The sequence below is a fragment of the Nocardiopsis sp. FR4 genome, assembly GCF_009830945.1.
Classification (GTDB): Bacteria; Actinomycetota; Actinomycetes; order Streptosporangiales; family Streptosporangiaceae; genus Nocardiopsis.
The window spans coordinates 1-17,837 of record NZ_VWVV01000050.1 but is presented as its reverse complement, the minus strand read 5'-3'; the positions used below and the strand labels follow the sequence as shown (position 1 = coordinate 17,837).

The 17,837-nt window shown below is 72.9% G+C and carries 22 protein-coding genes and 2 pseudogenes; 14 read left to right on the top strand and 10 right to left on the bottom strand.

Features of this window, described 5'->3' with window-relative positions; all coding sequences use genetic code 11:
* Positions 1 to 100: 100 nt before the first annotated feature.
* The 6 genes and pseudogenes from FYW95_RS26865 to FYW95_RS26840 all read right to left on the bottom strand — a co-directional run bounded on the left by FYW95_RS26865 (position 101) and on the right by FYW95_RS26840 (position 4,040).
* Positions 101 to 822 (bottom strand): annotated as a pseudogene (locus tag FYW95_RS26865) (maleylpyruvate isomerase family mycothiol-dependent enzyme).
* Between the two features lie 68 nt (positions 823 to 890).
* The gene (locus tag FYW95_RS26860; protein WP_159943496.1) at positions 891 to 1,613 is read right to left on the bottom strand and encodes a Mut7-C RNAse domain-containing protein; all 723 of its coding nucleotides are present in this window, start codon (positions 1,611 to 1,613) and stop codon (positions 891 to 893) included.
* A complete protein-coding gene (locus tag FYW95_RS28545) occupies positions 1,610 to 1,837 on the bottom strand; it encodes an LLM class flavin-dependent oxidoreductase (protein WP_236567878.1) in 228 nt (75 codons plus the stop codon). The genes FYW95_RS26860 and FYW95_RS28545 overlap by 4 nt, the downstream gene beginning before the upstream one ends.
* Positions 1,838 to 1,873: 36 nt before the next feature.
* Positions 1,874 to 2,713: an SCO6745 family protein gene (locus FYW95_RS26850; RefSeq protein ID WP_159943497.1), complete on the bottom strand. Its 840-nt coding sequence runs from the start codon at positions 2,711 to 2,713 to the stop codon at positions 1,874 to 1,876.
* Between the two features lie 171 nt (positions 2,714 to 2,884).
* Positions 2,885 to 3,427 (bottom strand): sigma-70 family RNA polymerase sigma factor family protein, encoded by a 543-nt coding sequence (locus tag FYW95_RS26845; RefSeq protein ID WP_159943498.1) that lies wholly within the window; start codon positions 3,425 to 3,427, stop codon positions 2,885 to 2,887.
* Positions 3,428 to 3,524: 97 nt separating this feature from the next.
* Positions 3,525 to 4,040, bottom strand: coding sequence for a GNAT family N-acetyltransferase (locus FYW95_RS26840; protein ID WP_159943499.1), 516 nt, complete (start codon positions 4,038 to 4,040; stop codon positions 3,525 to 3,527).
* A 337-nt stretch (positions 4,041 to 4,377) separates the two neighbouring features.
* On the opposite strand from FYW95_RS26840, the gene FYW95_RS26835 reads away from it, so the two are divergent.
* The gene (locus tag FYW95_RS26835; protein ID WP_236572343.1) at positions 4,378 to 5,133 is read left to right on the top strand and encodes a hypothetical protein; all 756 of its coding nucleotides are present in this window, start codon (positions 4,378 to 4,380) and stop codon (positions 5,131 to 5,133) included.
* On the opposite strand, the gene FYW95_RS26830 is transcribed toward FYW95_RS26835, so the two are convergent.
* On the bottom strand, positions 5,130 to 5,315 hold the full coding sequence (locus FYW95_RS26830; protein ID WP_159943501.1) for a histidine phosphatase family protein: 186 nt from the start codon (positions 5,313 to 5,315) through the stop codon (positions 5,130 to 5,132). The two genes, FYW95_RS26835 and FYW95_RS26830, sit on opposite strands and share 4 nt — an antisense overlap.
* A gap of 146 nt (positions 5,316 to 5,461) precedes the next feature.
* Between FYW95_RS26830 and FYW95_RS26825 the strand changes: the two genes are divergently transcribed.
* Positions 5,462 to 6,007 carry a type 1 glutamine amidotransferase domain-containing protein gene (locus FYW95_RS26825; RefSeq protein ID WP_159943502.1) on the top strand — a complete coding sequence of 182 codons (546 nt, stop codon included), beginning with the start codon at positions 5,462 to 5,464 and terminating at the stop codon, positions 6,005 to 6,007.
* Positions 6,008 to 6,093: 86 nt separating this feature from the next.
* Here the strand turns inward: FYW95_RS26825 and FYW95_RS26820 are convergent, their stop codons facing one another.
* Both FYW95_RS26820 and FYW95_RS26815 read right to left on the bottom strand, forming a co-directional pair.
* The gene (locus tag FYW95_RS26820; RefSeq protein ID WP_159943503.1) at positions 6,094 to 6,207 is read right to left on the bottom strand and encodes a methionine/alanine import family NSS transporter small subunit; all 114 of its coding nucleotides are present in this window, start codon (positions 6,205 to 6,207) and stop codon (positions 6,094 to 6,096) included.
* The gene (locus FYW95_RS26815; RefSeq protein WP_159943504.1) at positions 6,207 to 7,766 is read right to left on the bottom strand and encodes a sodium-dependent transporter; all 1,560 of its coding nucleotides are present in this window, start codon (positions 7,764 to 7,766) and stop codon (positions 6,207 to 6,209) included. The genes FYW95_RS26820 and FYW95_RS26815 overlap by 1 nt, the downstream gene beginning before the upstream one ends.
* 314 nt (positions 7,767 to 8,080) lie before the next feature.
* Here FYW95_RS26815 and FYW95_RS26810 point away from each other — a divergent pair, with 314 nt between their 5' ends.
* The 10 genes from FYW95_RS26810 (at position 8,081) to FYW95_RS26765 (ending at position 16,046) form a co-directional block, all read left to right on the top strand.
* Complete coding sequence (locus FYW95_RS26810; RefSeq protein WP_159943505.1) at positions 8,081 to 8,512, top strand: HIT family protein; 432 nt, start codon at positions 8,081 to 8,083, stop codon at positions 8,510 to 8,512.
* A gap of 63 nt (positions 8,513 to 8,575) precedes the next feature.
* A complete protein-coding gene (locus tag FYW95_RS26805; protein ID WP_159943506.1) occupies positions 8,576 to 9,073 on the top strand; it encodes a DUF2975 domain-containing protein in 498 nt (165 codons plus the stop codon).
* Positions 9,073 to 9,306 (top strand): helix-turn-helix domain-containing protein, encoded by a 234-nt coding sequence (locus FYW95_RS26800; RefSeq protein WP_159943507.1) that lies wholly within the window; start codon positions 9,073 to 9,075, stop codon positions 9,304 to 9,306. The genes FYW95_RS26805 and FYW95_RS26800 overlap by 1 nt, the downstream gene beginning before the upstream one ends.
* Positions 9,307 to 9,552: 246 nt before the next feature.
* Entirely contained in the window at positions 9,553 to 9,963 is a 411-nt protein-coding gene (locus FYW95_RS26795) for a VOC family protein (protein WP_159943508.1), read from the top strand.
* A gap of 268 nt (positions 9,964 to 10,231) precedes the next feature.
* Entirely contained in the window at positions 10,232 to 11,386 is a 1,155-nt protein-coding gene (locus FYW95_RS26790; protein WP_159943509.1) for a Gfo/Idh/MocA family protein, read from the top strand.
* Entirely contained in the window at positions 11,383 to 12,546 is a 1,164-nt protein-coding gene (locus FYW95_RS26785; protein WP_159943510.1) for a dihydrodipicolinate synthase family protein, read from the top strand. The genes FYW95_RS26790 and FYW95_RS26785 overlap by 4 nt, the downstream gene beginning before the upstream one ends.
* Complete coding sequence (locus FYW95_RS26780; RefSeq protein ID WP_159943511.1) at positions 12,543 to 13,445, top strand: sugar phosphate isomerase/epimerase family protein; 903 nt, start codon at positions 12,543 to 12,545, stop codon at positions 13,443 to 13,445. The genes FYW95_RS26785 and FYW95_RS26780 overlap by 4 nt, the downstream gene beginning before the upstream one ends.
* A 61-nt stretch (positions 13,446 to 13,506) precedes the next feature.
* Positions 13,507 to 14,412 (top strand): 5-dehydro-4-deoxyglucarate dehydratase, encoded by a 906-nt coding sequence (locus FYW95_RS26775; protein WP_160050986.1) that lies wholly within the window; start codon positions 13,507 to 13,509, stop codon positions 14,410 to 14,412.
* A gap of 2 nt (positions 14,413 to 14,414) precedes the next feature.
* Positions 14,415 to 15,503: a mandelate racemase/muconate lactonizing enzyme family protein gene (locus tag FYW95_RS26770; protein ID WP_159943525.1), complete on the top strand. Its 1,089-nt coding sequence runs from the start codon at positions 14,415 to 14,417 to the stop codon at positions 15,501 to 15,503.
* Between the two features lie 141 nt (positions 15,504 to 15,644).
* Positions 15,645 to 16,046, top strand: coding sequence for a DUF2784 domain-containing protein (locus FYW95_RS26765; RefSeq protein ID WP_159943513.1), 402 nt, complete (start codon positions 15,645 to 15,647; stop codon positions 16,044 to 16,046).
* 14 nt (positions 16,047 to 16,060) lie between these two features.
* On the opposite strand, the pseudogene FYW95_RS29035 reads toward FYW95_RS26765, so the two are convergent.
* Positions 16,061 to 16,210 (bottom strand): annotated as a pseudogene (locus tag FYW95_RS29035) (DNA-binding response regulator); the annotation flags it as partial.
* Between the two features lie 235 nt (positions 16,211 to 16,445).
* Here FYW95_RS29035 and FYW95_RS26755 point away from each other — a divergent pair.
* Positions 16,446 to 16,583, top strand: coding sequence for a hypothetical protein (locus tag FYW95_RS26755; protein WP_159943514.1), 138 nt, complete (start codon positions 16,446 to 16,448; stop codon positions 16,581 to 16,583).
* A 734-nt stretch (positions 16,584 to 17,317) separates the two neighbouring features.
* On the top strand, positions 17,318 to 17,464 hold the full coding sequence (locus tag FYW95_RS27890) for a hypothetical protein (protein ID WP_201295061.1): 147 nt from the start codon (positions 17,318 to 17,320) through the stop codon (positions 17,462 to 17,464).
* The last annotated feature ends 373 nt before the right edge of the window (positions 17,465 to 17,837 follow it).

The window sequence follows — 17,837 nt, the reverse complement described above, 5'->3', positions numbered from 1 at the left end:
GATCCCGGTGCAGATACGATGGCTCAAGGCCGTGCGGGCCCATTTTGACGTCACAATCATGATCGTCCCGCACGGCCGTTCGCATGCTCAGGCCGGGATGTCAGCTATCGCGCACCACGTCGTTAGCGGCGCCACTGGACGCGGGCGCGTTCGCGCCACAGGGGCAGGGCCCGCTGACCGGTCCGCTGACCGTGGTGTGGGCGTCGGGGTCGGCTCCGCGCCTGGTGGTGCGGCCGGTGGGGGTGGGGGAGACGGTCCAGCTCTGGTCGATGTCGGTGGCGTGCAGGGTCAGGACCAGGGCGGGGTCGGCCACCAGGGGGCCGCCGGGGCGGGCGAAGAAGCCCAGGAGGAGTTCGTCGACGCCGTCGGCGGCCAGCGGGGGGTCGACGGGGTCGGGGCGGGGGCGTCCGGGCAGGGCGGACTGTGCGTCGATGCGGTGGATGGTGGTCTCGTGGGTCTGGCGGCGCGCCCAGAACGCCAGGGGTGAGGGTGCGGGCAGGAACGCGAAGCAGTCGGTGTCGGGGGCGGCGCGGGTCAGGGTGTGGACGAGGTCGGCGTGGCCCTGGCGGAACCAGTCCAGGAGCGCGTCCTCGGAGGGGGGAAGACGGCCTTGGCGGTCTGGCCCTGGACGGGTGGTCCGCCGTTGCCGGAGGCCACGTGCGCCGCGGCCCAGCGGTGGACCTGGCCGGTGTGGGTGAGCAGGTCGCGTACGCGCCATCCGGGGCGGGTGGCCACGGGGGCGTCGGTGCCCGCGGTGGTGGCGGCCTCGGCCAGGAGGCGGCCCTCGCGGTCCAGGGCGGTGAGGTAGCCGGTGACGTTCACGCCGGGAATGGTGGCATACCGCGCTGTGCGGTGCGCGGGGGCGGGTGGTGGTTCGGTGGGGCCGGGGTTCAGCGGGGGGCGGCCTCCTGGGCCCGGCGCACGATCCGGTCCAGGCGTGCGTGGTGGGATCCGGGCCAGTAGACCCGGTCGCAGGAGCGGCAGCGCGCGAACGACTCCTGGGTGGCGCGGGTGCCCGGTTCCAGGCGGTTCTGGACCTGGTGTTTGGCCACCGGGGTCAGGAGGCCGTTGCAGGCCGGGCAGCGTGTCCAGGGGCGCAGTGCGGGGGCGAACCGTGCCAGGACCTCGTGGAGCTGGTCGTCGGGGCGGTCGGGTCGGACGTGGCCGCCGGCGCGCAGGTTCTTGCGGTGCAGCAGTCCGCGGTCGCGGGTGAGCAGAACGCGTTCCTCGTCGTTGGCCTGGGCCACCAGGGAGGGGTCGTCGCGGTCGTTGTGGTAGGCGGTGTCCACGCCCAGCAGGCGCAGGCGGCGGGCCAGGGTGCCCAGGTGGACGTCGAGGAGGAAGCGCACCGGGTCGAAGGGCACGGTCTGGGGCCACTGGTGGGCCAGGACGTCGACGACCTCGCCGTGGGCGGGGCGGTGGTCGGGGGTGGCGGGGCGGTCGTGGACGCGCAGTTCGCCGACCTCGGTCAGCGGTACGCCCAGTGACTGTACGGCGTGGCCGAGGGTGGAGGTGGGTTCCTGGTCCAGGTGGACGGTGCCCTGGCGGTGGCGTGGGGCCAGGAGGAAACGCAGTGGGGGTGCGAAGCGCAGTTCCAGGGTGACCGGTGTCATGTCTTCAGGATGCCATGTGGTGTGGTGGGCTGTTCAGCCCAGGAGGGGGCGCGTACCCCGGTGGGCGGCGAAGCGCACGAAGCCCTCGGGGTCGGGGGGTGGTGGGCGGGGTGGTCCAGGGCCACGCCGTCCAGGCGGACGTAGCGGCCCCGGACGGTGACTTTCTCCCCGGCCAGGAGGGCGTGCAGGGCGTCGAGGTGTTCGCGGAGCAGGCCCAGGCCCACGGTGAGGTGTTCGGTCCAGGCCAGGGCGGCCGCGGCTCAGGGGCGGGGCAGTGCCATGGCGTTGGGGAAGGGCAGGACGCCCGAGGCCAGGATGCGTTCGGCCAGGGGTTCCAGCAGGCGGGTGAGGTCGTCCGTGCCGTGGGGTCCCAGGGGTGCCAGGGCGGGGGCGGCCAGGCGGTCGGTGGTGGCTTCGACGCGTTCGCGTTCGGTGCGGCCGAGGTCGGTCAGGGTGCCGTGGGGGGTGAGCCAGCCGCGCTCGCGCAGGCGTTCCCTGGCCTGGTCCCATTCCTGTTCGGTCCAGCCGCGCAGGTCGCGTTGGCGTTGGGGGGCCGTGCCGAGCGCGACCGAGATGACGTTGGCCTCGCAGCCGTCCACTCCGGCGGCCATGAGGGCGGCGATGTGCCCGTCGCCGCGGAACTCGCGCAGGGCGGTGGCGGCCCACCACAGGGCCAGGTGGGGTTGGTCGGGGACGGGGAGGGCGGCGTGGGCGGCGAAGAGGGTGCGGCCGGCCCGGGGGCAGGCGTGGACGGCCGCGACGGCGGCCTCGGCGGCCCGGGCGGTGTCGGGGGAGTGGGTCAGCTCGCCCAGGACCCGGCCCAGGACCTGGTCGGCGACCGAGGCGCGGGCGGTCAGGGCGGCGCGGGGGGAGGAGAGGGTCCAGGCGTCGGGGATGGCGCGGGCGACGCGGGCGGGGGCGAAGTTGTAGAAGGCGGCGGTGACCACGTCGGCGGGGGCGGGGCCGAGGGCGGCGGAGCGGGAGGCGAAGTAGCCCATCCAGTAGCCCTTGAACCCGGCCTCGCGGTAGGCGGTCTCGGTTTCGGGGGCGAAGTAGACGGGGGTGTGGTAGCTGTCGATCAGCGTCCAGATCCGGTCCATGGGGGGCACTCTACGCCGGGGGTTCGCGCCCTGCCGGAGCGGGCTCCGTGCGGGGGCGGCGCCGCGGGCGCTCAGGTGAGGGAGGCCAGCAGGGCGGGGTCGTAGCGCACGGTGATGCGGGTGATGAGGTCCCCTTCGAGGGCGAGGACCAGGACTCCGTGGGGGCACCCGTCACGCGTGGAGATGATCGCGGGTGCGCCGTCGACGGTGTCCAGCGGGAGTGGTGGGCCAGTCGGGGGAAGGTGATGGTCTGACGGGCCACCCGGTGGGCCCCGCGGGTGGTGGCGGGGACCCCGCGCAGGACGGTGGCCTCGTCGGCGCGGACCTGGACGTCGGGGGCGAGCACGGCCAGGAGTTGGGTGAGGTCGCCGCCGCGCGCCGCGGCCAGGAAGGCCGCCACGACTCGGTGCCGCCGGACCGGGTTCGGGTCCTGGGGGTGGGCTCCGCGCACGCGCCGCCGGGCCCGGCTGGCCAGTTTCCGGGTGGCCTGGGGGTGCGGTCCAGGATCGGCGCGATCTGGTCGAAGGGCAGGGCGAACAGGTCGTGCAGGACGAAGGCCAGCCGTTCGGGCGGGGTGAGGGTGTCCAGGACCACCAGCAGGGCCAGGCCCACCGAGTCGGCGAGGGGCGCCTGTTCGGCGGGGTCGGTGTCGGGGTGGGGTGTGGCGGGTTCGGTGGTGTGCTCGGCCACGGGTTCCTCGCGGCGTTCGGTCACGTTCTCCCGTCCGGGTCCGTCGTGCGGGTGGGGTGTCACCGGGTCGACGTGGCGGCGGCGCCTGATGTGACCGGGCGAAGGTCGCAGAGGGCGGGGGTCAGATGCCGAACGGCGCGGCGTAGCGGACGGTGCCGCTGGGCAGCGGGTGGTCGGGGTCCAGGGACAGGGCCATGAGGGCCTCGTCGGGGACCTCGATGCTCAGCCCGATGCCGTGGCGGGAGGCGCGGGTGAACCCGAAGCGGGGGTAGTACTCCGGGTGGCCCAGGACGATGACGTGGTGTTCGCCCGCCTGGCGGGCGGCGTTCAGGGCGGCGTGTATCACCGCTGTTCCGGCGCCGGTGCGCTGGTGGTGGGGCAGTACCGCGCACGGGCCCAGGCACAGGGCGGGGGTGTGGTCGACGTGGCAGCGGGTCAGCAGCGCGTGGGCCACGGGGACGTCGCGGGCGCCGGTGGCCACCAGGGACAGGCCCGGGATCCAGGCCGGGTCCCCGCGCAGGGCCTGGACGAGGTCGGCCTCGGCGGTGGTCTCGAAGGCGGCCGCGTTGACGGTGTACACGGCGGGGATGTCGGCGTCGGTCTCCGCGCGGGTGTTCCAGGTGCGAGGTGTGTGCACGGGGGGCGTCCTCGGCGGTCGGGTGCTGGGTCGAGGGCCAGCTTGGCGCCCCGGGGGCGGGGTTGTCGAACCCTTTTGCCGGTCGGTGACGCCCGGACCGTTTTCCGCGTTCGGCGGGCTGTGACCCCGCCTGGCTGTTGGAGCGGTCCATGGGCCCCCGCCCGCTGTGGTTGTTGGAGGACCTGGCCCGGGACCTGGGGTCGGGGTCGTGGCGGCGGACTGGTGGACCGGAGCTGCGGAGGCCGCAGTGGTGTTCGCGGAGCGCCGGTGCCGGACGGGCCTCGACGGCGGGTTCTTGGCAGGTAACGAGTGGGCCACGGGGTGGAACGGCGCCGGTGTGAGCGGCGTCTCAGTGGTGGAGATCCGCACTCTGCACGAGGAGCCCCCCATGGAGAGCACCACTGTCCTGATGCTGGTGACCGCGGCCCTGGTGGTCGCGGGGGTGGGTGTGATGGCGGTCGCGGGCGCCGCCGCCGAACGCCACCGCTCCCGCGTTCTGGCCGCCTGGGCGCGTGAGCGGGGGTGGCGCTGTGACCGGGAGCGTCCCGAACTGGTGGACCGGTTCGAGGGGGTGCCGTTCCTGGAACGGCGCTCCAACGCCCGGGCCCGGCACGTGCTGTGCGCCGAGCGGCGCGGTCGCCGCGTCCTGGCCTATGAGTACTCCTACACCGCCCCCCACCCCCGGCACCGCGACCAGACCGTGGCGCACGTGTACACCGTGGTGGTGGCCGCCCTTCCCGAAGCCGTGCCGCTGCTGCAGGTGGAGGCGGCCCCGGCCGAGGGCGCGCCGCCGCGGCCCCGCCTGCTGGAGGGGCACCTGTGGCGGTCGGGGGAGGCCGGGTTCGACGAGCGTCTGGCCGTCCTCAGCGGTGACGACGTCTTCGCCGCGACCGTGCTGGCTCCGCGTACGCGCGGGTGGCTACTCTCCCGGGCGGACCTGGTTCCGTTCCGTTTCACCGGCCAGCACCTGCTCTCCTGGGAGGCCGGTGCCCTGGACGCCGAGCGGGTCCAGGCGCGCGCCGACGCGGTGATCGACCTGGTGGAGCGGGTGCCCGCCGGTGTGTGGGAGGGCTCCCAGGGCAGCCTGGGCTAGTCGGCCAGGTGCGCGGTCTGCTCGGCGCGGGGCAGGGGTCCGTGGAAGAGCGCCTCCACACCCGCCCGGCGCAGCGCGCGGCCGAGCAGGACGGCCTGGCGGCGGCCGGTGGCGGTGAGGTCGCCGTTCTCGCGGTCGGCATCGGCGTGTAGGGCCAGGTACAGGTGGCGGGTCGCCGTCATGGGTGCTTTCCTTCCTCGGGGTCTGGCCGGTGCGATCCCCCGGTGCCGGATCCGGTTCGCGGGAGTGCGGCGGGCATGTGAGGAGGGGCGCGGGTGCGGGTAGGGGCGCCACAGCCGTACGACAGACGAATCCAAGGGGGGCAAGTATGGCTGACACGCTCAGCGGCCGCCGGGTCGCGATCCTGGCGGCGGACGGGGTCGAGCAGGTCGAGCTCGTCAAGCCGCGCGAGGCGCTGCGCGAGGAGGGCGCCGACGTCGACCTGGTCTCGCTCAAGTCCGGGCAGATCCAGGCGATGAACGGCGACATCAACCAGGCGGACCGGTTCACGGTGGACCGTGTGGTGTCCGAGGCCGGCGCCGGTGACTACGACGCCCTGGTGGTTCCCGGGGGGACCGTCAACCCCGACAACCTGCGCCAGGACCAGAACGCGGTGGGGTTCGTGCGTGACTTCGTGGAGTCGGGCAAGCCGGTGGCGGCGATCTGCCACGGTCCGTGGATCCTGGTCGAGGCGGACGTGGTGCGGGGGCGCACGGTGACCTCCTACCCCAGTGTGCGCACCGACCTGCGCAACGCGGGCGCGACGGTGGTGGAGGAGGAGGTGGTCACCGACCAGGGGGTGACCACGAGCCGCAACCCCGACGACCTGCCCGCCTTCTGTGAGCGCATCGTGCGGGAGTTCGCCGCGCGCTAGACGTGCTCCCCGGGCTGGGGGGGCGCCTTCGGTGGGAACGGGAGAGGGCCCCGGATCCGTGGGATCCGGGGCCCTCGAGTGTGTTCTCAGTGGGCTTCGGGGTCGTCGGGGTGGCGGCGCAGGTGCAGCACCGCGGCGGTGAGCCCGCCCCACAGCAGGACGATGGAGACGACCATCATGATGATCGCGCTGGTGGACATCAGCGGTTCCCTTCCGTGGTCTGGGCGCCGGCGGCGTCCTGGTTCTGGCGGTCCTGGGCGGCCAGGGCGTCGGCCCGCCTCCAGGGGATGAGGGAGACGATGACGCCGAAGGCGATCGCGCCGATGGCCACGCCCCATCCGGCGGTCAGCAGGAAGCCGATCGGGTAGCCGCCGTAGTCCTCGGCCAGCTCGGTGCGCAGGCTGTCCCACATCATGAAGCCCAGCAGGAGCGGGGTGATGACGCCCAGGGCGATCCGCCACCACAGGGCGAGCCGGATGGAGGAGACCGCGTTGACGTGCTTTTCGAACATCGGCAGCCGGCGCAGGGCCCATCCGAACACGAGGAGCATCACCAGGGCGGCCAGGGCGATGCCGTACTGGTTGATGAAGTGGTCGAACACGTCCAGGTAGTGCAGTCCCTGGGGTGTGGGGAAGAGCAGGATCGAGACCAGGGCGATCAGGCCGCCCACGATGAGGACGGCGGGGACGCGGCCCAGGCCGGTGCGGTCGCGCACGGCGGAGATGACGACCTCGACGATGCTGATCAGCGAGCTGATGCCCGCGATGGTCAGGGAGCCGAAGAAGAGGATGCCGAACAGGGCACCGCCGAAGGGCAGCGTGGAGATGATCTGCGGGAAGGCCACGAAGGCCAGGCCGATGCCGGAGGCGGCGACCTCGTCGACGCCGGTGCCGGCGGTGGTGGCCATGAAGCCCAGCGCCGCGAACACGCCGATGCCGGCGAGGAGTTCGAAGGAGCTGTTGGCGAAGCCCGCGGTGATGGCGGTTCCGGTCAGGTCGGTGCGCCTGCGCAGGTAGGAGGCGTAGGTGACCATGATGGCGAAGCCGATGGAGAGCGAGAAGAAGATCTGCCCGTAGGCGGCCACCCACACGCTGCCGTTGAGCATGGCGCTCCAGTCGGGGGTGAACAGGGCGTCCAGGCCGGTGGCGGCCCCGTCCAGGGTGAGTGCCTGGACCACGAGGATGAGGAACAGCACCACCAGGAGCGGGATGAAGACCCTGTTGGCCTTCTCGATGCCGTGGCGCACGCCCAGGGCCAGGATCAGCAGGACCACGGCCCACACGCCGATGAGGGGCAGGGCCACGCCGGGGACGTAGCCGGTGATCGCGCCGGGGGCCTCGCTCATCTGCAGGTAGTCGCCGAAGAAGAAGGCGTTGGGGTCCTCGCCCCAGGACTGGCGCACGGAGAAGACGAGGTAGGCGCCGCTCCAGGCGATGATCGCCCCGTAGTAGACCGCGATGACGAAGCAGATGGCCACCTGCCACCAGCCGATGGCCTCGGCGGGTCGGGCGATGCGCCGGTAGGCCAGCGGGGCGGAGGAGCGGAAGCGGTGCCCGATGCCGTACTCCAGGATCAGCAGCGGGATTCCGGCGGTGAGCAGGGCGACGAGGTAGGGCACCAGGAAGGCGCCGCCACCGTTCTCGTAGGCGATGTAGGGGAATCGCCAGATGTTGCCCAGACCGACGGCGGAGCCGATCGCCGCCATCAGGAAGCCCGCGCGCGTCCCCCACTGCTCGCGAGTCCGCGTCTGTTGGACCATGTTCAGGTCTCCTAAATCATCCCGTAGTTCGCGATCCGCACGGTAGCAGGAGTTGGGCTGGTCAGCATCGTCATGTCGGCTGGCTGGGCGCGGTGTCGCCCCACGATGGCCCTTGGGAGGGGTTTTGTCTAGGGAGGTTCGCGCGCCTTCTCCTCTCAAGGGGGACTTACCGGGGGTCTTCAGGCGGGCTTGGCCGGCGGGCGTGGCGCGGGTGTCCCCGCGCTCGTGCGGGCGGTGCGTCCGCGCCGCGAAACCGGGGTGAGGGCGCGGGCGGGGTGTGGCACGGTGGTGCCCCCCCGACGAAGGAGGCCCCTGTGGATGACTGCACGTTCTGCCTGATCAGGGAGGGTCGGCTCGAGGTGAGCCTGGTCCACTCCGACGACCTGGTGCTGGCGTTCATGGACCTGTACCCGGTCACGCCGGGGCACGTGCTGGTGGTACCGCGCGAGCACCTGGTGGGCCTGGAGGAGGTGGGGGACGCGTTGGGGGCGCGTCTGTGGAGCGTGGCGCGGCGGGTGGGCCGGGCTCTGCGCGCTGACGCCTCGGCGGGCGGGGGCGTGCGCTGCGAGGGCGTCAACCTGTTCCTGGCCGACGGTGAGGCGGCGGGACAGGAGGTCTTCCACGTGCACCTGCACGTCTTCCCGCGTTTTCCGGGTGACTCCTTCTCCGTGCAGGCGGCGTGGGAGCGGGCCGACCGGGCCGAGCTGGACCGGTACGCGGCGCGGCTGGGGGCGTTGTTGGGTTGACCCCTTGCCACACCTATCGAATCTCGATAGATTCTTATCGTTCTTCGATGGAAGGAGAGGGAAATGGGGAAGTTGACGGTGCTCGCGCTGCGCGCCGTGCTCGTGGCGCTGCTCGCGGGTTCGGTGTTCGTGCAGGCGGTGATGGTGCCGCTGTTGGCCATCGACCTGCGCGAGCTCAACCCGGACTACGCCTACCTGCGCACCCCGCTGCTGGTGATCATCTTCCTGGGCATCGTGACGGCCCAGGTGGTGCTGGCGTGCGTGTGGAAGCTGGTGACGATGGTGCGGCGCGGAACGGTGTTCTCCCCTTCCGCCTTCCGCTACGTGCACGTGGTGATCGGCGCGTTCGTGGCGGCCGCGGGGCTGGTGTTCGCGCTCGCCGTGCTGCTGGCGCCGGGCGAGGCGGCGGCCCCGGGCGTCGTTCTGCTGATCTGCGGGGTCGTGGTGGCCATCCTGGGGGTGGCGCTCATCGTGCTGGTGCTGCGGATGCTGCTGGCCCAGGCCATCGCACGCGACGTGGAGGCGGCGCGGATGCGGGCCGAACTCGAGGAGGTGATCTGATGCCGATCGTCGTCGACATCGACGTGATGCTGGCCCGGCGCAAGATGTCGGTGGGCGAGCTCGCGGACCGCGTCGGGATCACGCCCGCCAACCTGGCGGTGCTCAAGAACGGCCGGGCCAAGGCGGTGCGCTTCGCCACGCTCGCCGCGCTGTGTGAGGCGCTGGAGTGCCAGCCGGGTGACCTGCTGCGCTGGGAGCCCGCGGCGGCGGCCCAGGAGACGGTGGGAGGGTGAGGTCGGCCATCGGGGCGTGTGGTGACGGGCCCGGCGCCGGACGGGCGGACGAGCGCCCCGGGGCGACCAGACGGGCGTCGGCCACGATCCGGAGCACCCTTCTCGGGGATAGGAGCCGTCTTCCAGTGCCGGAGACCCCCGTCCCCCCTTGCCGTCGCACCCGGTCCACCCCCGGGAAGGCGCCGGGGGACGGGGCCGCCTGAGCGGTCCGGTGCGCTGTCGGTGGTCGGGTCTAGGGTGCCGACCATGACTCCTCCCACTGACGAGAACCTGTTCTCGGGCATCGGCCGCGCGGTCGTCCTCGTCGACGATCCCGACGCCGCCCTGGCCTTCTACCGCGACGTCCTCGGTTTCGACGTCCTGCATGACGAGATGACGGGCGGATACCGCTACCTGCACGTCGGAGTGCCCGGCCAGGTGGCGGTCGGCCTCTGGCTCATGACCGCCACCAGTGACCGGGAACGCGAACTGGTCGGCGGACAGTGCGGCGGTCAGCCCCTGCTCGTCCTGTACACCGACGACCTGGACGCGGTCCGCGCACATCTGCGCGGGCACGACGTGCGGGTGTGGAACGAGCGGGAGGACGTCGACAGCCGGTCGCTGCACCTGGCGGACCTGTACGGGAACGTGATCGTCGTGGCGCAGGTGCGCGGATAGGTGGCGTGACGTCCGGGGTCGGGACCGGCCTCGTGGTCAAGCGCCTGGCCGGGACGGTCGGGTTGACCGGGGGCACGGCCACGTCGTCGCGCCGGGCGGGTCGGAGGCGGAGGACCCTGCGGCCGGGCGGGCGGAACGGGCGTCGCGTCGGGCGCGGAGCGACCCCGAGACGGTCCGTGTCATAGCTGGTCGAGGGGTCCCCCTGGTGCGAGAGGTAGGTTTGCCGTACGCTGGAAAGCGCTTTCACACGGAAAGGTGGTAACAACCTATGGGTGATCACGTGCTGGGTGTCGCCATGAACGGCGTCACCGGTCGCATGGGGTACCGGCAGCACCTGACCCGGTCGATCCTGGCCATCCGGGAGGAGGGCGGCCTGCGCCTGCCCGACGGCTCCCGGATCATCCCCGAACCCATCCTGGTCGGGCGCTCCGAGCACAAGCTGCGCGAGATCGCCGAGCGCCACGGGATCGAGCGATGGTCCACCGACCTGGACGCGGTGCTCGCCGACGACGACACCACGATCTACTTCGACTCCCAGATCACGCACGCCCGCGAGGCCGCCGTGCGCGCGGCCATCGCGGCGGGCAAGCACATCTACGTCGAGAAGCCCACCGCGAGCACGCTCAGCGCGGCGCTGGAGCTGGCCAAGCTGGCCCGCGACGCGGGGGTGCGCAACGGCGTGGTGCAGGACAAGCTGTTCCTGCCCGGCCTGCTCAAGCTGCGCAGGCTCATCGACAGCGGCTTCTTCGGCGAGATCCTGTCGGTGCGCGGCGAGTTCGGCTACTGGGTCTTCGAGGGCGACTGGCAGCCCGCGCAGCGCCCCAGCTGGAACTACCGCGCCGAGGAGGGCGGCGGCATGGTGCTGGACATGTTCCCGCACTGGCACTACATCCTGGAGCACCTGTTCGGCCCGGTGCGCGCGGTCACCGCCAAGGTGGCCACGCACATCCCGCGCCGCTGGGACGAGAACGGCGAGCCCTACGAGGCCACCGCCGACGACTCCGCCTACGGCATCTTCGAGCTGGACGGCGGCGTCATCGCCCAGATCAACTCCTCGTGGAACGTGCGCGTGGCCCGCGACGAACTCGTGGAGTTCCAGGTCGACGGCACCCACGGCAGCGCCGTGGCGGGCCTGCGCTCCTGCCGTGTCCAGCACCGCTCGGCCACCCCCAAGGCGGTCTGGAACCCCGACCTGGAGGACCCGGGCCGCTACCGCGACCAGTGGGAGCCGGTACCCGACAACGCCGAGTTCCCCAACGGGTTCCGCGCCCAGTGGGAGGACTTCCTGCGCCACGTGGTCCTGGACACCCCCTTCCCGCACGACCTGCTCGCGGGGGCGCGCGGTCTGCAGATGGCCGAGGCCGGGCTGCAGTCGGCGCGCACCGGGCGCACGATCGAACTGGACGAGGTCACCCTCGCATGAGCACGCTCCTCCTTCTTCCCACCACCGACGGCCGGGCCGCCCCCTACACCCTGGGCGGTGCCCCCGTCGACACCTCCCCGCTGGCGCCCGCGCGCTCGCGTACCGCCTACGCGGCGGCGCACGTGGTCGCCGACCCCTGCTCCCCCAACTCCCCCGGAGCCCCCGCCCGACTGGACTGGGACGCCACCCTGGCCTTCCGCCACCACCTGTGGGACCAGGGGCTGGGCGTGGCCGACGCCATGGACACCGCCCAGCGCGGCATGGGCCTGGACTGGGCGGCCACCGCCGAGCTGATCCGCAGGTCCGGGGCGGAGGCCGCCGCGCGCGGCGCCGCCCTGGCCTGCGGGGTCGGCACCGACCAGCTGGAGTCTTCGCAGGCCAGCCTGGAAAGCGTTATCACCGCCTATGGTGAACAGCTCGACGTCGTCCAGGGCGCCGGGGCCACCCCCATCCTGATGGCCTCGCGGGCGCTGGCCGCCGTGGCCTCGGGGCCCGACGACTACGCCAAGGTCTACGGGCAGCTGCTCGGCCGGGCCGACCAGCCGGTCATCCTGCACTGGCTGGGCACCGCCTTCGACCCCGCCCTGGCGGGGTACTGGGGGTACGCCGACCCGGCCGAGGCGATCGAGCCGGTGGCCGCGCTGATCGCCGAGCACGCCGCCAAGGTGGAGGGCATCAAGGTCTCGCTGCTGGACGCCGACCTGGAGGTACGGCTGCGCCGGCTGCTGCCCGAGGGCGTGCGCCTGTACACCGGCGACGACTTCAACTACCCGGACCTGGTCCTGGGCGACGAGCACGGCTACTCCCACGCGCTGCTGGGGATCTTCGCCGCGATCGCCCCGGCCGCGGCGCGCGCGCTGGCGGCCCTGGACCAGGGCGACACCGACCGGTACCGGGCCCTGATGGAGCCCACGGTTCCCCTGGCCCGGCACCTGTTCGCCGCGCCCACCTTCTACTACAAGACCGGTATCGCCTTCCTGGCCTGGCTCAACGGCCACCAGAAGGGCTTCCACATGGTGGGCGGGCTGCACAGCGCCCGCGATCTCCCCCACCTGGCGCAGGCGGTGCGCCTGGCCGACGCCGCCGGGGTCCTGCGCGACCCCGAGCTGGCGGCGGCGCGTATGCGGGCCCTCCTGGAGGTCTCGGGGGTGGAGCAGTGAGCACGACAGCGGTCGAACCCGCGGCCGTGGACGTGCCCTCGGGGCAGCCCGCCGCGGTGCCCACGCCCCAGCCGGGGGATCCCCGTCTGGCACGGCTCTCGCTCAACCAGGCCACCGTCAAGTACTGGAACCTGACCCAGGCCGTGGACGGCTGCCTGCGCGCGGGGCTGCCCGCGATCGGCGTGTGGCGTGAGCCGGTGGCCGAGATGGGACTGGCCAAGGCCGCCAGCCTGCTGCGTCGGTCCGGGCTGCGGGTGTCCTCCTACTGCCGTGCCGGGTTCCTGACCGGGCACGACCGGACCGCGGCCCTGGAGGACAACCGGCGGGCGATCGACGAGGCCGCCGAGGTGGGTGCGCCCTGCCTGGTCATGGTGCTGGGCGGTATGCCCGAGGGTGAGCGCGACCTGGTCGCGATCCGCGAGCGCGCGGCCGAGGCCCTGGCCGATCTGGTGCCCTACGCCGTCGAGCGCGGGGTGCGGCTGGCCCTGGAACCCCTGCACCCGATGTTCTGCGCCGACCGGGCGGTGCTGTCCACCCTGGGGCAGGCCCTGGACCTGGCCGAGCGTTTCGACGCCGGGGCCGTGGGCGTGGTGGTGGACGCCTACCACGTGTGGTGGGACCCCCAGGTGTGGGACCAGATCGCCCGTGCGGGCGCCGGCGGCCGCATCGCCTCCTTCCAGGCCTGCGACTGGGAGCTGCCGATCCCCTCCGACGCCCTGTTGGGCCGGGGCATGGTCGGTGACGGCCACGCCGACGTGCGCGGTCTGCGCCGCGCGGTGGACGCGGCGGGGTATGACGGCGACATCGAGGTGGAGATCTTCAACCAGCGGATCTGGGACGCCGACGGCGATGACGTCATCGCCACCGTGGCCCGCCGCCACGTCCAGCACGTCCTGTGAGGCGGCCCGGGGGCGCCCCCTGTGCGCCCCCGGGGCCTCGGTAAGCGTTTCAAGGAGCATCATGAACTTCGACGGAATCCTGTTCTTCCCCCTGACCCCCTTCGATTCCGGCGGAGGGGTGAACGAGGACGTGCTGGCCGAGCACGTGGCCTCGGGTGTGGAGCACGGCGCGGGCGGGGTGTTCGCGGCGTGCGGTACCGGTGAGGTGCATGCCCTGTCGGCGGCCGAGCACGCCGCCGTGGTGCGGCGGTCGGTGGAGGTCACCGCGGGCCGCGTCCCGGTGGTGGCCGGTGCGGGCGGCAGCGTGGGCACCGCCATCGACCAGGCGCGGGCGGCCCGGGAGCTGGGCGCGGACGCGGTGCTGCTGCTGCCGCCCTACCTGGTGGGCGCCCCGCAGCGCGGCCTGGTGGAGTACGTGCGCACGGTGACCTCGGCGGTGGACATCCCGGTGGTGGTCTACCAGCGCGGGTCGATGGTCTTCACCCCGCAGAGCGCGGCGGAGCTGGCCGCGATCCCGACGGTGGTGGGCATCAAGGACGGTGTGGGCGACCTGGGGCTGGTGCACCAGATCGTGCTGGCCGTGCGTGGGCTGCGCGGTGAGGAGTTCACCTTCTTCAACGGGCTGCCCACGGCGGAGCTGACCGTGCCCGCCTACGCCTCGGTGGGGGTGCCGTTGTACTCCTCCGCGGCCTTCGCGTTCGTGCCCGAGGTGGCCAACGCCTTCTACACCGCCTTCCACGGGGGTGATCCGCTCGCGGAGACGCTGACGCGCGAGTTCTTCGAGCCGCTGGTGCGCCTGCGCGACCGGGTTCCGGGGTACGCGGTGTCGCTGGTCAAGGCGGGGGCGCGGCTGCGCGGGGTGGACGTGGGCGGGGTGCGCGCCCCGTTCGTCGACCCCACCCCGGAGGAGGAGGCGACCCTGGGCGAGCTCATCGAGACCGGCCTGTCCCTGGTCAAGGGGGCGTGAGCGTGCGCGTCACCGAGGTGGGCGCGCGCGCCTTCCGGCTCCCGCTGCACCGGTCCTGGGACGGTGGCGTGGACCGCAACGACGTCGTGGTGGTGCGGGTCGTCACCGACACCGGCCTGGTCGGTACGGGGTTCTCCTGGACTCCGCTGATCGGTGCGCGGGCGGTGGCCGCCCTGGTCAACGACGACCTGCGCCCGGCTCTGGTGGGCCGGGAGGCCCATCCGGCCCGGTGGGACGAGTTGCGCTGGCACCTGCGCGAGGCGGGGACCAGCGGGCTGACCCTGATGGCGTTGGCCGGGGTGGACATCGCCCTGTGGGACCTGGCTGCCCGCGCGGCGGGGATGAGCCTGGTGGACCTGGTGGGCCGGCGCCGCGAGTCGGTGCCCGCCTACGGCAGCGGGGTGAACCTGGACTACCCGCTGGCGGACCTGCTGGAGCAGGTGCGCGGGTGGGTGGCGGCCGGGCACACGGCGGTCAAGATGAAGGTGGGCTCGACCGAGGTGTCCCGTGACGTGGAACGGGTGGGGGCGGTGCGCGAGGTACTGGGCCCCGACCGTGCGCTGATGGTGGACGCCAACCAGCGCTGGGACGTGCCGGGGGCGGTGCGCGCGCTGGAGGCGCTGGAGGGCTTCGACCCGCACTTCGTGGAGGAGCCGCTGCCCGCGGAGGACCTGGAGGCGCACGCGCGTCTGCGTGAGCGGGTGCGGGTCCCGTTCGCGATCGGGGAGAACCTGCGCACGGTCGCCGAGTTCGAGCGTGCCGTGGAGCTGGGGGTGTGCGACGTCGCCCAGCCCAACGCGGTGCGGGTGGGCGGGATCACCCCGTTCCTGCGGATCGCGGAGTCGATGGCGCGCCGGGGCGTGCCGGTGGCTCCGCACCTGTTGCCCGAGCTGTCGGGACAGTTGGCGCTGTGCCTGCCCCGGGTGGCCATGGTCGAGGACATCGACCGGGCCTCCTTCGCCGCGCTGGGTGCGTTGGCCCGCCCCAGCGGGGTGGAGTTCGACCGGGGCCGGGTGCGTGCCGACACCGGGCACGGCCACGGCCTGGTGTTCGCCGACACGCTCACGCCGGTCGCGGACGCTTCCCCCTAGCACCGGGTTCGCGACCGGCGGGCCGGGACACCCCGTGGCGGTGGTGTCCCGGCCCGTTCGGTCCGCCAAGAGTAGGGATACTCAGGGGTGGTGGGTGCGGGTACCGACGCGCGTGGCGGGGTGCGCTCCTAGGTTCGGGGGATGAGCTTCCTCCTCCTGGTGGGGCACGTCGCGGCGGCCCTGCACTTCGCCTTCCTCGCCTTCGTCGTCCTCGGTGGTTTCGTGGCCTGGCGGTGGCCGCGGTGGTGGTGGGCGCACCTGGCGGTGGCTGCCTACGCGTTGGGCATCGTGTTCGTGGACTGGCCGTGCGTGTTGACCGAGATGGAGAACTGGTCGCGGGAGCGGACCGGGCGGCCGGTGATGGAGCGGGGGTTCATCGACTTCTACCTGACCGGGAGCCTGTATCCGCGTGAGCACCTGCTCACGTCGCGCCTGGTAATGGCGGGTGTGGTCGCGTTGTCGTGGGCGGGCGCGGGGTGGTCGCTGGTGCGCCGCCGTGCCGGGAGTGCGGATGGTGCCGCGGCGGTATCGCGGGCGGGGTGAGCGCCCGGGAGTGTTCAGGCCAGGCCCGCGTCGTGGGCCAGCAGGGCGATCTGGGTGCGGTTGTCCAGGTCGAGTGCGGCCACGCTCATATACGGCTTGGCGGCGCCGCGGGCCACGGCCAGGGCGACCTCGCGTTCGCGGGGGCTGAGCCGGGCGAGCGCGGTGACGAGGACCGGGACCCAGGGGATACCGGTGTCGGGACGGGGCGTCCGTTGGGCTCAGCACGGGGTCAGCGTAGGCGCGGGGGCCGGGGCGGCGACACCGACCAAAGTCGGGGTTCGTCCCGTCCGGGGTCGGTCCCGGTCCGGTCGTGCGGCCGAGGCGGCGGCCGGGCGGTGCGGGGGAGTGTCGGGTGGTCCCGGCGGATCGCGCCGCCATGACAAGGGAAGGATCCCCCCCATGAGCACCTCTTCGGTATCTCCCGCACGTGAGCGTTCTCGTCCCGCCGCCTGGCGGCGGACTCTGGCCGTGGGCGCCGCGGCGCTCGCCCCGCTGGGGCTGCGGGCGCTGGCGGTGCCGTTGGTTGAGTGGACCTGACCGCCCTGCCCGGGGTGAGCCCCGGACGGGTGGGTGCCGGTGCGGTGGTCGTGGCGGGCATGGTGGCGGGGCTGGGTTGGTGGGGCGCGGCTGAGTGAGCCGGGTCCGGCCACGGACGGGCCCGTTCCATGTTTGTCCGTCGCTGGGCGGGTAGACAGGTGGGTGCGCACCCGCGCACCCCGCGGACCACGGGGGCGGCCTCCACGGTCGTACGGTCCCGGGCTGACACGGCGCGGGTGCGGGGTCTGCGCCCACGGGGGTGAGCGCGCACGGCCCGCGCCGGACCGTCGGTATCGGGGGATCCGCAAGGGTCCGGCGAGAGGCGGAGGCCCCCGCGCGACGAGGCGTCGCGCGGGGGCTCTTCCCTTGTCCGGGGCCGTGTGTCCCCTCGCTGGGGCCGGAGGCGGCGGAGCGGATCAGCTCGACACTTCCACCGCGCTCTGCGGGGTGGGGCCTTGCGGGGGTCCGGGGCGCGGACGGGTTCTCCCGGTCAGCGGGCGTCACGCCCGGGAGCGTTCTGCCGACCAAGGGGCGTACCCGTTGCCGGCACGGCGCTTCGCGACGGCGGTGGCAGTCAGTGATTCCCCTCCAGAGCGGGGCGTCCATGTTCGAGGTAGACCGTGGCCCCCACCGCGTGGGCGGCCAGAGCGGCCCCGACACGGTGGGCTACATGGGGGTGTGGACCAAGTACGCCGGAAAGCGGCAATGGGCTGGTCAGCGGGTAGGTGAAGGACATGAGCAAGCACACCGAGATGGACAAGGACGCCGCCGCGCGTATCCAGTCCGCCGCGGCCCGCGATCAGGAGTCGGACACGGCACAGAGCGGATTCGAGCCCCGGGCGCAGTCGGCCGCCGACCGCCACCAGAACGAAGAGGGATAGGACGGCGAAGACGAGGCATCCGTGCCCGGGGCAGCTGTCGGGCTCCGGGTGAGAGTGACCGCGGAGTCATCCCACCTCTCACCGTGGCCGGGCCGTGTGGATCCTTCAATAAACCAAGGTTTTTTGAAAGGTTCGATCAATTCAGGAGCCGAGCCCTAACGAGTTGGTGCGTGATAGCGGGTGAGGCGTGATGGCCCCGTCTGCCGTGCTTGTCAGGTGTTCGCGGTGCGGTCGGAGACCAGTCCAGCGATGGCCCGATAGGTGGCCGGGAGGTTCTCGCGCCGGTGGGTCCAACGCATCAGTTGTTTCCAGCGTTTGTGGTCGGCCAGGGCGTGCTCGACGGTGATCCGATCAGAGGAATGCGCGTGACGGT